This window comes from Flavobacterium luteolum (assembly GCF_027111275.1).
In the GTDB taxonomy this organism is placed as follows: Bacteria; Bacteroidota; Bacteroidia; order Flavobacteriales; family Flavobacteriaceae; genus Flavobacterium; species Flavobacterium luteolum.
The window spans coordinates 4,576,623-4,590,680 of sequence record NZ_CP114286.1; the positions used below are offsets into that span (position 1 = coordinate 4,576,623).

11 protein-coding genes are annotated in these 14,058 nt (G+C 35.2%); 8 read left to right on the top strand and 3 right to left on the bottom strand.

Annotated features, from left to right (window positions below):
• Positions 1–55: 55 nt before the first annotated feature.
• Entirely contained in the window at positions 56–451 is a 396-nt protein-coding gene (locus OZP10_RS19595) for a DoxX family protein (protein ID WP_281632367.1), read from the bottom strand.
• A 646-nt stretch (positions 452–1,097) separates the two neighbouring features.
• On the opposite strand from OZP10_RS19595, the gene OZP10_RS19600 reads away from it, so the two are divergent.
• The 8 genes from OZP10_RS19600 to OZP10_RS19635 all read left to right on the top strand — a co-directional run bounded on the left by OZP10_RS19600 (position 1,098) and on the right by OZP10_RS19635 (position 12,607).
• Positions 1,098–1,931, top strand: coding sequence for a universal stress protein (locus OZP10_RS19600; RefSeq protein WP_281632368.1), 834 nt, complete (start codon positions 1,098–1,100; stop codon positions 1,929–1,931).
• 615 nt (positions 1,932–2,546) lie between these two features.
• On the top strand, positions 2,547–3,593 hold the full coding sequence (locus tag OZP10_RS19605) for a beta-ketoacyl-ACP synthase III (protein ID WP_177209785.1): 1,047 nt from the start codon (positions 2,547–2,549) through the stop codon (positions 3,591–3,593).
• Positions 3,594–3,633: 40 nt separating this feature from the next.
• On the top strand, positions 3,634–4,728 hold the full coding sequence (locus OZP10_RS19610; protein ID WP_281632369.1) for a sensor histidine kinase: 1,095 nt from the start codon (positions 3,634–3,636) through the stop codon (positions 4,726–4,728).
• 5 nt (positions 4,729–4,733) lie between these two features.
• Entirely contained in the window at positions 4,734–5,489 is a 756-nt protein-coding gene (locus OZP10_RS19615; protein ID WP_281632370.1) for a LytR/AlgR family response regulator transcription factor, read from the top strand.
• A gap of 522 nt (positions 5,490–6,011) precedes the next feature.
• Positions 6,012–7,145 (top strand): efflux RND transporter periplasmic adaptor subunit, encoded by a 1,134-nt coding sequence (locus tag OZP10_RS19620; RefSeq protein ID WP_281632371.1) that lies wholly within the window; start codon positions 6,012–6,014, stop codon positions 7,143–7,145.
• 27 nt (positions 7,146–7,172) lie between these two features.
• Positions 7,173–10,331, top strand: coding sequence for an efflux RND transporter permease subunit (locus OZP10_RS19625; RefSeq protein ID WP_281632372.1), 3,159 nt, complete (start codon positions 7,173–7,175; stop codon positions 10,329–10,331).
• 2 nt (positions 10,332–10,333) lie between these two features.
• Positions 10,334–11,743 (top strand): efflux transporter outer membrane subunit, encoded by a 1,410-nt coding sequence (locus OZP10_RS19630; RefSeq protein WP_281632373.1) that lies wholly within the window; start codon positions 10,334–10,336, stop codon positions 11,741–11,743.
• A gap of 81 nt (positions 11,744–11,824) precedes the next feature.
• The gene (locus OZP10_RS19635; RefSeq protein WP_281632374.1) at positions 11,825–12,607 is read left to right on the top strand and encodes a hypothetical protein; all 783 of its coding nucleotides are present in this window, start codon (positions 11,825–11,827) and stop codon (positions 12,605–12,607) included.
• Between the two features lie 35 nt (positions 12,608–12,642).
• Here the strand turns inward: OZP10_RS19635 and OZP10_RS19640 are convergent, their stop codons facing one another.
• On the bottom strand, positions 12,643–13,266 hold the full coding sequence (locus tag OZP10_RS19640; RefSeq protein WP_281632375.1) for a hypothetical protein: 624 nt from the start codon (positions 13,264–13,266) through the stop codon (positions 12,643–12,645).
• Between the two features lie 28 nt (positions 13,267–13,294).
• Positions 13,295–14,020: a PDDEXK family nuclease gene (locus OZP10_RS19645; protein WP_281632376.1), complete on the bottom strand. Its 726-nt coding sequence runs from the start codon at positions 14,018–14,020 to the stop codon at positions 13,295–13,297.
• Positions 14,021–14,058 lie beyond the last annotated feature (38 nt).

Below are 14,058 nucleotides of genomic sequence, written 5' to 3' on the forward strand. Positions count from 1 at the left end.
AATAAAAATGCCTAATATCAATTATTAGGCATTTTTATTTTAATGTATTTTTGTTTTAATTGATTGCTGATGGTGTATAAGTTGCTGTATACAGTTTTCTGTACATAACATATGTTACGCTTACCATTACAAAAGCAATAATAGCATCTGTTGCGGCGCCGAAACCTAAAACGGCAATTTTTGAAAAGAAAGCAAAGATGATATCGAAAAATACGCCTGCGAAAACCCATTCTTTCAATCGTAATAATTTGTTCGGAATTAAAAGTGTAATAACACCAGCTACTTTAAAAACGCCAAGGATGTAAATGAAATGTGCTGGATAACCTAGTTGTTGTGTGATTCCCCAAACTAATGGATTGTTTGTTAATTCGAAGAAACCGCTTGCGCCAAACCATAAAGAAGTTAATACTGCGCCTGTCCAATAGATAATTTTTGTTGTTTTTGAGTTCATGATTTTGATATTTAAAGTTATTTAACGGTACAAATGTGCGTTGAAAGCCTTTAAAACGAAATCGGAAACTTGTTGAAACGGACAAACTTTAGGGTGAACTGGACAGGGAGTGAGTTGGTGTTTTTTTACCGCAAAGTACGCTAAGATTCTTTTATATATAAATGCTGGAGGTTTTAAGTTCGCAAAGGTTTGTGTGCAAATATTGTGGTTTTTAATCTGGCAAAGTCGCAGAGTCGCAAAGGTTTATTTCACGCAGATTTTAAATGATTTAAGCAGATAAGCGTAGATTTTTTTAAGGTTTAAAAATCATTTTAATCTTATTAATCTGTGGCTTTAAAAATATAATTCTTTATAGCTTCGCGCCAGATAGCTTTCGTGATTGCGAGCAATTTTCATCAGCTTTATCTATACAGCTTTGCGATCTTTGCGTTTTTACAAATTCCAACGAGTAAAAAACCTTGCGTGCTTCGTGGTTAAATCACACCTGCATTTTATCTTTTTTAAAGTAAGAAACAAAAAAGGAAAGGCTATTTTTTCAGGAATGATATTTTACGGTTGGGTCGTGAAAATTGATTATTCAGTTATATAAAAAAGGTTTAAAGCATATAATTGAGCAATTTTGCAGAAAGCTTAATTCTATTTTTTTATGATTTCACCTCTTACTATAATCGCCGCGACAAATTTTTCTGATATTGCAAATAACGCCGTTGCCTACGCAGCTGGACTAGCAAAAGCTACTGGCGCAAAATTGGTTTTATTTAATTCGTTTTCTTTAAGTGTACACAGTGCCAACTCACATATCACTGCAGATGCAATGCAGAAGCAGATTGACAGAGCTATTTCTAAGCTTGAGAATGCAGCCAAAGAAATAGCTGATTCGCATCAAATTGAAACCGCTTCAATTTGTACTTATTCGTTTTTGGAAGATGAACTTCCGATAATTATCAAAGAAACAAATGCAGATGTTGTAGTAATGGGAATGGCAGAACGTTCTTTTGAGCAGGAATTATTGGGGAATTCAACTACAACAGCGATTAAAAGTTTGCTTATTCCCGTTTTAGCTGTTCCAGAAAATGCACGTTTCTTAGATATCAAAAAGGTATTGTACGCTTGTGATAGCTTAAGCTTTTCGGCTATTAAAAAGTTTAGCTGGATCAAAAATGCTCTTGGAGATTTTGGCGCGGAAATTGAGTTCTTTAGCGTAGACGATAAATTAGATGATTTGAAAGAAGAACAGCACAGAATTTTGATGAATTCGAATATCGAAAAAGAATTTGAAGATGTAAAATACATGTATAAAACGGTAAGGTCGAATGCCGTTATTAACGAAATTAGAAAAGAAATTAAAAATTATGAGGCCGATTTGCTGATTATGGTGCCTCAAAAGTATGGTTTCTGGGATTCTTTAGTCCACAGAAGCAAAACTAGGATTCTGGCAGCGGGTCTTGATATCCCATTATTGGCGTTTCCGAATTATTAAAGATTGATTTGATTTAAAAATAATGATATAAAAATTACAAGGTTTTTTTGAGGAAATTTTATCAAAATAAATTTTAACAGATTTTTTTTGATTTTAGGGATTCTATAATTTTGAGGGTTGATTGCCGAATTTCAAAAGTATATTTTAACATTTAAGGCAGTTTTGTTAATTATTCTTAATTGTCTGCTTGTTTCAGATATTTTTAAATTAATTTTGTGGCACTCTAAAAACTTAATGCAGATAGGTTTTTTTATCAGTATGGCAACAGCTAAAAATGGGGAATTATCTGCAAACTGAAATCGCATTGTATGATTTTAAAAATAAAATAAATTAAAGGTTCTGTACCGAGTACGACCGAGAGAACGCTTTGTATAGGTTTTTAATTTATTTTAATTGGATTTTGTATAATGTTTTTAGTTTGTTAAGATTTTTTTAAAACATTATTTCTCAGATAAAGTTATTGCCATCAGATTTAATTAGCTTTTAAGGAATACTGGTGCAGTTTCCTGCGATGGCTCAAAAAGATTTTATTCCTAAATATGAGCTGTCAAAAAGAAGAAAAAGGTATAAGCATTGGGTTCTAAGAGTACAAAGCTTAAAAAAAAACAAAAAACAATGAGCGCAGTAATTACAGCTATAGGTGGTTACGTACCATCATCAATTCTGACCAACAAGAAAATTTCAGAAACAGTTGATACATCGGAGGAATGGATCATCAAAAGAACTGGAATTAGAGAACGTAGAATCGCAGACGACGATACAGCAACATCTGATCTTGCCGCAGCGGCGATTGAAAATCTTATCGAAAATTATAATGTAGATCGCGAGGAAATAGAAGCTTTATTAGTAGCTACAGCAACTCCAGATCACATTTTGGCGCCAACAGCAAGTATTGTTTGCGATAAAAGCGGACTTACAAATGCTTTTGGAATTGACATGAATGCAGCTTGCAGCGGATTTTTATATGCACTAGAAATGGGAGCAAACATGATCGAAAGCGGTCGCTACAAAAAGTTAATCATCGTTGGAGCAGACAAAATGAGCTCTATCGTAGATTATGAAGATCGTAATACTTGTATTCTTTTCGGAGATGGAGCAGGAGCTGTTTTATTAGAAAAAACAGAATCTGATGCAGGTTTAATGAAAACGATTCTTAAAACAGACGGAAGCGGTGTTTCTTCTTTGGCTGTACCAGCTGGAGGTTCTAGAAATCCAACTTCTATGCAGAGTCTTTTGCACAGAACACACTATTTAAAACAAGACGGAGCTTTTGTATTTAAAAGAGCGGTGGCTGCAATGAGCCAGGTTTCGCAAGATGCTTTGGCAAAAAATGAGCTAGAAGCAGACCAAATTGACTGGGTAGTTCCACACCAAGCTAATTTGAGAATTATTACAGCTGTAGGCGAAAGTTTAGGAATTGATTTTGAAAAAGTAAAAGTAAATATTGATCGTTACGGAAATACAACATCTGCAACAGTTCCGTTGTGTTTGTGGGATTTCAAAGACGATTTTAAAGAAGGACAGAATGTATTGATAACTACTTTTGGAGCAGGATTTTCATGGGGAGCAACTTGCTTGAAATGGGGTGTAATGCGTGAAAGAAAATCAGTTGAAACTATTACAGCCATCAATAAGGCAGAAGGTGTTTTAGTAGAACACTAATTAAATAGGATTTTTCAATTTTTACAAGTTGGGTGAATTAATGGGGAGAAAGAACCAAAATAAAAAATCGAGCAAGAATTTTTTCTATAAATACTACAGGGTTATAGTAATTCCAGCCGTTTTTTTGGTCTATCTTTCGTCTTATTATTTCTTGAATCCGTATAGAAATTTTGAAGAGGAAGGTTTGCTCGACTTAGATCAGACCTTCGATATCTTCATTATTTTATTGTATTGCGCCATACTTACAGAACTTACTTTGTTTGTTGGCCGAAAATTAAACTATTACATAAGTTGGGAACAAAATCCAGCTTTTAGGGCTATTGCCCAATTTATCTGCTTAATTGCAGGAAATATACTTTTAAATTACTTTTTTTCATGCCTTTGGGATTATTTATATCCATGTACAGCTTTAGAAGTAAATGATTTGGTTATCATTTGGCAGTCTAAAATTATGGCCGCCATTATTTCGCTTTTCATAAGTGCCATTCATACCGGAATATTTCTGCTGAACAGATGGCGTTTAAATGCTATAGAAACCGCTGAATTAAAAGTTAAAGCATCAGAATTGCAAGAAGCAGTAACGCGCTCGAAATTAGAATCTTTAAAAATGCAGTTAGATCCGCATTTTGTGTTCAATAATTTCAGCACATTGACAGAGCTGATTTATGAAGATCAGAAAGAAGCGGCTTCGTTTTTAGAAAATATAACGAGAGTATATCGTTATATGATTTCGAACTCTAATAAAGATACTATTACCGTAAAAGAAGAAATAGAATTTCTTAATGCTTATTTTTATTTACTAAAGAAAAGACTCGGGGATAAAATCGATTTAATAATTGAGGTTGATTCTCTTTCTTTAGCACTTCATTTACCGCCTTTGACCTTGCAGTTGTTGGTAGAAAATGCAGTAAAACACAATATGGCAACATTGACTAATCCGCTTACAATTACTGTTTTTTCTGATTCTGGAGATATTATTGTTCGTAATAACTTGCAGCGAACTGCTGGAAAAAGTCTGGTTTCAACAGGAATTGGAAATAAAAACATCGAATTCCGCTATAAAATTTTATCCGAAAGAATGCCGATTTTTAATGAATCAAGCAGCTATTATGAGGTACGTCTGCCATTAATTTAAAAGTTATGAAAATTTTAATTGTAGAAGATGAAAGTATTAACGCCAGCCGTTTAAAAAGACTGCTCGAAGAACTGGAACCTAATTGTGAAATTTTAGGAATCATTGACACTGTTGTGGATACAGTCGAATGGTTAAAATCGAACCCTTGTCCAGATTTGATCACAATGGATATTCGTCTAGCCGACGGATTAAGTTTTGCTATTTTTGATGAAATCAATATCACTTGTCCAGTAATTTTTACCACAGCTTATGACGAATATGCAATTCGTGCTTTTAAGGTAAACAGCATCGATTATTTGATGAAACCTATCGAAAAGAACGAATTGGAATTTGCATTAACCAAATTCAAATCTTTAAATAAAAACGAATCCAACGTAACCAATATCGCTGGAATTTTAAAAGAACTGATTGAAAAGCCAGTTTTCAGAATGCGCTTTTTAGTAACCTATCGCGATGGCTACAAAAGCGTAGACGTTTCAGATATCGACTTTATATATTCTGAATTTAAAACCAGCAATTTATTTCTTAAATCTGGTGTCATTATCTCTATTCCGCAAACTATGGAAGAACTCGAGCAGGAATTAGATCCGAATATCTTTTTCCGTGCCAACCGTCAGTTTTTCATTCGTGCCGAAAGCATTAAATCTATTGCGAACTACTTCAACGCAAAACTTAAAATTCAACTAAAACTAGATCCCGAACGAGAGGTAATCATTAGTCGTGAGAAGACTCCTTTCTTTAAACAGTGGATGGATAGGTAGTTTTTTAGGTGCTAAGGTTCTGAGATGCTGAGATTCTAAGGTTTTCTGTTTTGCCATGAATTCACGAATTTTTTTTGCTACAAATTCCACGAATTTCCGCTAATTTTTTCCTGTGTTTATGATGTTTTGCTCTCATTTTTGTCATTTCGACGAAGGAGAAATCTCCACAAGTAGCTCCGCAATCTATAGCCAATCTTTGTAGAGTTTCTCGTGGAGATTTATTTCATCCGTTCGCTATCGCTCGGGTCTCCTTCGTCGAAATGACAAACGTTGCGTTTTACCAACTTGGCGATAAAAATTCGAGAAATTATCTGCAGTATTTCACACAAGAATTTAATTGGAGAAAATTCGTGAATTCGTGGCATAAAAACTTCGCGCCCTAGCACCTTCGTGGCATAAACCCAAGTCAACGTTTCAGTATCAAAATATGTCGTTTGGGTAAATTTCTTCCTTAAAAAAGCGGTTTTACGCTGTTATTTTGCTGCCAAATTTGAGGTAATTCATTTAAAAATGAAAAGTAAAATGACAAAACAGTTTTTTAAAAATAATAAAGCAATTGGCAGGATTGCAATTTTATTGATAATGATCTCCCTTTCTTCATGCGGAAAAAGCGGAGATGCACAAATGGCTCCTCCAAAGCCAGAAGTAGACTTTCTTCAGACCAATTCGGTTACAGGAGAAGTAGAAAAGAAATATCCAGGTACAGTCGAAGGTACTGTAAACGTAGATATAAAAGCTCAGGTTTCAGGATACCTTGAAGCTATTTATGTGAAAGAAGGAGACTATGTAACCAAAGGACAATCTCTTTTTAAAATTAAAGGCGATGTTTATGCTGAACAAGTAAATAATAGTCGTGCAGCTTACAAAAGCGCTTTAGCAAATCAGGCGAATGCGAAATTGGAAGTAGAGAAAATCAAACCTTTGGTTGAAGGAAAAGTTTTCTCAGACATGCAGTTAAAAACAGCTCAAGCCAATTACGAAGCCGCAACAGCACAAGTAGCACAAGCAAAAGCCGCTTTAGGATCATCTCAGTTAAATGCCGATTTCTCTTTGATTAAAGCTCCTGTGAGCGGCTATATTAGCCGTATTCCAAACCGTATCGGAAATTTGGTTACGCCAAATGATGCTGTTCCGTTAACGACACTTTCAGAGATTAACAGCGTATTTGTTTATTTCTCTTTAACCGAAGCAGATTACTTGGCTTTTTCGAAAGATGCAAAAAACAATCAGACCGTAAGTTTAATTATGGCCGATGACAGCGAGTATGATCAAAAAGGAAAACTAGAAGTTGCCAGCGGAAACATCGATCGTGCAACAGGAACAATTGCCTTAAAAGCGATATTTCCAAACCCTAAAAAAGAATTGCGTTCTGGAGGTTCGGCAAGAATTGTCTTGAACAAAAGTTTATCATCTGTGATTACAGTTCCAATGGCGAGCGTAAAAGACATTCAAGATAAATTTTTTGTATTTATTCTGAAAGAAGGTAACAAAATAGCCATGGTTCCAATTGAAATCGCGGGAAGCGCTGGAGCAGATTATTTTGTAAAATCTGGTTTGAAAGCTGGAGATAAAGTGGCACTCAATAATATTGATGTCCTTTATGATGGGATGGAAGTCGTTCCAAAAATCGCTGCTAAAAACACAAGCAGTAAATAATTTTTCATTCAATAAAATAACATTTCCATGTTAAAGAAAATAATAGACAGGCCAGTATTGGCCACAGTTATCTCTATTGTACTGGTTATACTGGGGATTATAGGTCTTACCAGATTATCGGTAACACGATTCCCAGATATTTCGCCACCAACTGTTATGGTAAGCGGTTCGTATCCGGGAGGAAATAGTGAAACCGTTATTCGTTCAGTAGTTACGCCTTTAGAAGAGCAGATTAACGGAGTTGAAAATATGCAGTACATTAAATCTACTGCAAGTAATGACGGATCTTTTTCGATCAGCGTCATTTTTAAACAAGGTGTAGATCCAGATCAGGCTGCGGTAAACGTTCAAAATAGAGTTCAGCAAGCCACTCCAAAACTGCCTCAGGAAGTTATCCGAATGGGATTAACGACTTCGAAACAGCAAAATAGTATGATTGTTATTTTCAATTTGTATACAGATGATAATAGCAAATACGACGAGCTGTTCCTGCAGAATTACGCCAATATCAATTTAGTGCCTCAAATGAAACGTGTTCCGGGAGTAGGACAGGTTCAGATTTTCGGGCAGAAAGATTATTCGATGCGAATCTGGCTAGATCCTCGTAAAATGGCGAATGCAGGTTTGGTTCCGTCAGATGTTACTCAGGCCATTGCAGAACAAAGTTTAGAATCGGCTCCAGGAAAATTGGGAGAAGAATCTTCAGCAGCTTTAGAATACGTAATTCGTTACAAAGGAAAAAAGAACAAGCCAGAACAATATGAAAATATTGTGGTTAAGAATGTCGGAAGCAATGTTTTAAGGCTAAAAGATGTAGCAAGAGTAGAATTTGGCTCGATTTCGTACAGCGGTGATAATAAATCGAATAGTAAAAATGCCGTTACAATGGCCATTTTACAAACTTCGGGTTCTAACGCCAATGACATCGAAATCGGAATCAACAAAGAAGTAGAACGATTATCTAAATCTTTTCCTCCGGGTATTAAATACGTCAACGTAATGAGTACCAAAGAAAGATTGGATGAAGCAACAGGACAGGTAAAATCGACCTTGTTAGAAGCCTTTATTCTAGTATTTATCGTAGTGTTTATTTTCCTTCAGGATTTTCGCTCGACGATTATTCCAGCAATTGCAGTTCCGGTTGCGATTGTGGGAACGTTTTTCTTCCTGCTGGTTTTCGGATTTACGATTAACATCTTAACGCTTTTTGCTTTAGTTCTAGCGATTGGAATTGTGGTCGATGATGCGATTGTAGTTGTCGAAGCGGTGCATAGTAAAATGGAAGAAGACGAAGGAATTTCAGCCAAAGAAGCAACACACAGTGCAATGGCAGAAATTACGGGAGCGGTAATTTCGATTACTCTGGTTATGTCAGCGGTATTTATTCCGATTGGATTTATGACAGGATCTTCAGGGATTTTCTACAAACAATTTGCTTATACATTGGCGATTGCTATTATCATTTCGGCTGTAAATGCCTTGACGCTTACGCCAGCATTATGTGCGCTTTTGCTAAAAAATCACGGACATAAGCATGGAGATAATAATGAACATAAAACAAGTTTTAAAGATCGTTTTTTCGTTGGATTCAATACAAGTTTCAACAATTTAACGGGAAGATATATCAAAGGTGTTCGTTTCTTAATTGGAAGAAAATGGCTTGCGGCAGGAGTGGTTACAGGAATTACTGCCATTGCGGTATATACCATGATGTCTACGCCAAAAAGTTTTGTGCCTCTTGAAGATGATGGTTTCATGGTATACAGTTTATCAATGCCGCCAGGAACGGCATTGGATCGTACGACGGCTGTAATTCAGAAATTAGAAAAAGAGTTGGCTCCAATAGAAGCGATTGACGTTAATACGAGTATTACAGGATTTAATATTTTGAGTAATAGTGCCAGTCCTGCTTATGGATTAGGTTTTATTAAACTGAAACCAAAGAAAGACAGGGGAGCAGTTAAGGATATTGAAGAAATCATGAATATCGTAAGCGGAAAACTGGCAAAAATTAAAGAAGGTCAGATTATGGTTTTTAGAATGCCTCCGGTAGAAGGTTTTGGGGTAACGAGCGGTGCTGAGATTGTGTTGCAGGATAGAATGGCGAGAAGTCCAGAAACTTTAAAAGCCATGTCTGATAAAGTAATCGCAGAGATTATGAAACAGCCTGGAGTGCAATATGCCTATACGACTTTTAGAGCCGATTATCCGCAGTTGGAATTGGAAGTTGACGAAGACAAAGCGCGTCAAATGGGCGTAAATATCAAAGAGCTTTTAGGAAATATTCAAACGTATTTCGCAGGAGATCAGTCAGCTGACTTTTCGAGATTTGGTAAGTTTTACCGTGTGAATGTAAAAGCCGACGGTATTTTTAGAATGGATGAAGATGCGTTTAATGAAATTTTCGTTAGAAATGCTGATATGCAGATGGTTCCAGTAAAATCAATTGTGAAGTTCCACAAAGTGTACGGACCAGAGTCGGTAAACCGTTACAACCTTTATAATTCGGTAAACATTACAGCGATGGCATTACCTGGTTACAGTAACGGACAAATTATGGAAAATCTGGAAAAGGTTTTAGACAAATTACCATCTGACTATACTTACGAATGGACTGGTTTAAGTCTTGAGGAAAAAGCAGGAGGAAGCCAGACAGTTGCCATTTTTGGGTTGTGTCTATTGTTTGTATTCTTCCTGCTTGCTGCTCAATACGAAAGTTATTTATTGCCACTTGCGGTATTGCTTTCTATTCCGACAGGAATTTTAGGAGCTTTTGCTGGAATTAAAGCGGTTGGTTTAGACAACAATATTTACGTGCAGGTCGGATTAATCATGCTTGTCGGACTTTTGGCTAAAAATGCCATTTTGATTGTCGAATTTGCTTTGCAGAGACGTTTGGCAGGATTAACGATAGTTGAAGCCGCAATTGAAGGTTCAAGATCAAGGTTGCGACCAATTATCATGACTTCGCTAGCGTTTATTGTAGGTATGATTCCGCTGATGTTTGCTTCGGGAGGAACTGCAGTTGGTAACCGATCTATCAGTGTGAGTGCGGCTGTCGGAATGTTTAGCGGTGTTGTACTGGGCGTTTTCGTGATTCCGTTGCTTTTCATTGTATTTCAATATTTACAGGAAAAAGTATCAAGAAAAAAGATCGCGACTCAAGTTCAAACGATAAAAGAATAATAATGAAAACACTATATAAAATCGGAATTGTTTTATTTACCGGAGCGATTATGACGTCGTGTGTGGTAGGAAAAAAATATTCCCGTACAGATTTAAATGCTCCAGACCAATTCCGCGAGGAAATCGCGGTAACTGGAGATACGGTTTTGCTTCCGTGGAAAAACTATTACAAAGATCCTCTTCTAGTCGCTTTGATTGAAAAGGCTTTGGTTAAAAATAATGAAGTTATCATTGCCATGAAAAGCATGGATCAGCTTGACCTTAACTATAAACAAGCCAAATTGTCTCTAATGCCAACGCTTGATTTTGATGCAGGTGCAAGCCGCGCTTATCCATCAAAAAACTCATTAAACGGATCTTTGAGCCAGCAGTTTATTGGTAAAGATTATATGGATGATTATAGTGCGAATCTTCGTCTTTCTTGGGAAGTAGATATTTGGGGAAAAGCAGCGATGCAGAAAAGAGATGCAAAAGCAGCTTATTTTGCTCAAAAAGAAAATCTTTCGGCATTAAAAACCCGAATTATTGTTCAGGTAGCGCAATCTTACTATAATTTGTTAGGTTTAGACGAACAATTGAAAATTGCTGAGAAAAACATCGAGTTGAGCACCAATACTTTGAACATGATGCAATTACAGTATAAATCAGGTTCAATTAGTTCTTTGGCGGTAAATCAGACAGATGCTCAGAAGAAAACAGCTGAATTATTGGTGCCTTTAGCGAAAGCGAATATTGCGGTTCAAGAAAATGCTTTGCAGATTTTGTGCGGAGAATATCCAGATAAGATTGAAAGAGCAGGAAACATTGATGCAGCCGAAGTTGCCGTTGTTTTTCCAGCAGGAATTCCTGCTTCGCTTTTAAGCAGAAGACCGGACGTAAAAGCCAGTGAATATGCCGTAATGTCTGCCAATGCTAAAACAGGATTGGCAAAAGCAACTATGTATCCGACTTTAAGTTTGAATCCGTCAATTGGTGTTAATTCGTTTGAATTTGAAAACTGGTTTAATTTTCCAGGTTCTGTTACCAAAACGATTGCAGCCAACTTAGCGCAGCCAATTTTTAGAAAAAAAGCATTACGAACGGCTTACGAAGTGGCTGTTATTGAACAAGAAAAAGCGGTTGTACAATTCAAACAATCTTTTATAACCGCAGTTGGAGAAGTAAGCGATGCTATGTCTAGGTTGAAATATGCTGATGAAAGAATTGTTTTAGCGAAAGATAAAGCAGAGTCGTTAGACAAAGCAACTTCGGATGCTTCTTTGCTTTACAAAAGCGGAATGGCGAATTACCTTGAAGTAATCGCTGCCCAGAACAGTTCACTTCAAAACGAATTGGATCTGGTAACAATAAAACTCGAAAAGCTGAATGCAGCAATTAACCTGTACCGTGCTTTAGGAGGCGGAGTAGAGTAACACTTAATTTTTGATGATTCACCATTTCTTTAAGCAATTATAGAGGTGGTGAATTTCTTTTTGAATTGAATTTACTGATTTATGGACAAAATTACTTTTACCCGATCAGAACTTTATGGTTTGGTTTGGAAATTTCCGATTCCACAGATTGCAAAACATTATGAAGTTTCCAGTATGGGAATTAAAAATGCGTGCGAAAAAATGAAGATTCCGCTACCAAAAAGCAGACATTGGGTTGGGCCAGAATATAAGAGAAAAATCATCCCACAGTTACCGTTAGATTTTGACGGAAGTAATGAGATTGCTATTTTTAAAAAGACTTACGAAATGCAACTTAGAGTTCCTTCTAAATCTACACCTTTACTTGATTTGACTCAAAGCATAAAAAATGACTCTCAAGCTCCTTTAACTATTGATGTAAAGCTCGATAAGTCAATTGATATTATCACTTCGACTAAAGAGTATTGGGAAAGTAAAATTTTAAATGATGACGTTCTAGCCGATAAATTGGAGATTTTAGATTTGAGCGTTTCTATCGAAAACCTGAATCGTGCCTTGCTGTTTATGAATGCTTTTATAAAACTGGTTCGATACCGTGGGCACGAATTTAGAAAAGGTCTCGACGGATTGGATACTGTGGTTTTTAAAAACGGAATTGAAATAAAAGTAGATTTAAGAGAAGCACAAAAAAGACTAATCAAAAATGGTTTAAGAGAAACTTGGGGTTACTTTTTCACAGGCGATTTTATTTTTAGAATTTCAAGAGGATCAAATAAAAAAGAATGGCGTGATGGAAAAATTAAGATTGAAAATAATCTTGCATTGATTATGGCTAAATTGGAGTTAATGGCTGCAGAAGATTAGATTTTTTATCTAAAATCCTTTGTTGTAGTAAATGTTTAAAATTTAGGAATATCACGTCTCGTATTAATTTCATCAGTAAGTGTACGAATTTCTGAAGTGCTTTTTTCGCCCAATACATTTGTCAATTCCCAATAATCAATTTTTCCAATTAAGTGATAATCAATAAGCGTTTTCCTTACTTTTTGAAAGTCGTCAGAATTGATTAATTCAAAATTATATCTTTTTGATGTGCCGGATTCAAAATATATAATTACAAAGTTATTAGTGCCATTTGAAAGTGCTGGCCCCAAATTTCCACTTGAAATATGAGCCAATCTCCCAACATAATCATCATTAGAGATTTTAATTTTTAGTATTTTTTCAATTGGATAAATTTCGTTACCCACAGTAATTGATTCCTTTTCAAATGATAAGTAGCCGTCAAGTATTCCTTTAAGGGGCTCAGTTTTATTTAAGTTATAGAATTTTAAAATTACACCAAACATAAAGGTGCCAACGGTAAGCCAAATAAAAATTTCATCAATAAAGTTAGGCTCTAGGTTAAGAACTTCTTGTTTAAAAAGCATAACTCCACAACAAAAAAATAGTATTGAATATGTAATAATTTCTGGACTCCAATAAAATTTATTTGACTTTATATAGATTGAAAATTTTGGCATACGTTCTTACGTCTATTGTAAGCATTATTTATTCGTTTAATAAAAAAATCTTCATATTGTAGCTTTTAAGTGTGATGTTCGGATTCGTAAGGACAGCTTTTTTTAACCCTTTGTCAATTTCACCAGCAATAATACAGCCTTTTAATATTTTGTCAGTAAATCTTTCAGAAAGCAAGCCTAAGTACATAGATATTTGTCCAAAAACTTTATAATCAGCTAATCCTGATTTCAACTCAATGACTAGAAGAGAAGATTTATCTAAGCTTTCTAATAAAACATCAATTCTTTTGCCTTCGATATAATATTCGATACCCTCATTATCACTTCCATATATTTCATAATTGGGAAATAGTTCCTGAATTTGATAAATGATAGAGTTTTTCAGATCTTTTTCATAGCTAAAATTTTGAATTTTATCATTAATTAGTATCAGTTCTTTATCTTCAATGTTTTCTTCAACAATATTTGTTGTCTGAAATTCAGGATTCAATAAAAATCTATATAACGATTTAATAGCTGCTCTGTTAGTGCCCTTTCCATAATTACCAAATTCAGAATATTTTCCAGTAGTTTCATAAAGTTTAACGTACTTTTCAAGTTGCTCTGGATTTTTTATTTCGTATAAATCAATTTCTAAATTCTCATTGTCTTTATAATGTCTATTTATTTTTATTATTGCAGTCTTATAATTATATGCTGTCTGTTGGCTTTTTCTTTCTATTTCTATTAGCCAATTTTCAAAAGTTTCTTTCAATGTTTTTAGTTTTAAATATTAATGTCAAATTGCGTGTG

Excerpts from the sequence above, each read along its gene's own strand:
- OZP10_RS19595 (WP_281632367.1), bottom strand. The coding sequence starts at position 451 with ATGAACTCAAAAACAACAAAAATTATCTATTGGACAGGCGCAGTATTA.
- OZP10_RS19600 (WP_281632368.1), top strand. The coding sequence starts at position 1,098 with ATGATTTCACCTCTTACTATAATCGCCGCGACAAATTTTTCTGATATT.
- OZP10_RS19605 (WP_177209785.1), top strand. The coding sequence starts at position 2,547 with ATGAGCGCAGTAATTACAGCTATAGGTGGTTACGTACCATCATCAATT.
- OZP10_RS19610 (WP_281632369.1), top strand. The coding sequence starts at position 3,634 with ATGGGGAGAAAGAACCAAAATAAAAAATCGAGCAAGAATTTTTTCTAT.
- OZP10_RS19615 (WP_281632370.1), top strand. The coding sequence starts at position 4,734 with ATGAAAATTTTAATTGTAGAAGATGAAAGTATTAACGCCAGCCGTTTA.
- OZP10_RS19620 (WP_281632371.1), top strand. The coding sequence starts at position 6,012 with ATGACAAAACAGTTTTTTAAAAATAATAAAGCAATTGGCAGGATTGCA.
- OZP10_RS19625 (WP_281632372.1), top strand. The coding sequence starts at position 7,173 with ATGTTAAAGAAAATAATAGACAGGCCAGTATTGGCCACAGTTATCTCT.
- OZP10_RS19630 (WP_281632373.1), top strand. The coding sequence starts at position 10,334 with ATGAAAACACTATATAAAATCGGAATTGTTTTATTTACCGGAGCGATT.
- OZP10_RS19635 (WP_281632374.1), top strand. The coding sequence starts at position 11,825 with ATGGACAAAATTACTTTTACCCGATCAGAACTTTATGGTTTGGTTTGG.
- OZP10_RS19640 (WP_281632375.1), bottom strand. The coding sequence starts at position 13,266 with ATGCCAAAATTTTCAATCTATATAAAGTCAAATAAATTTTATTGGAGT.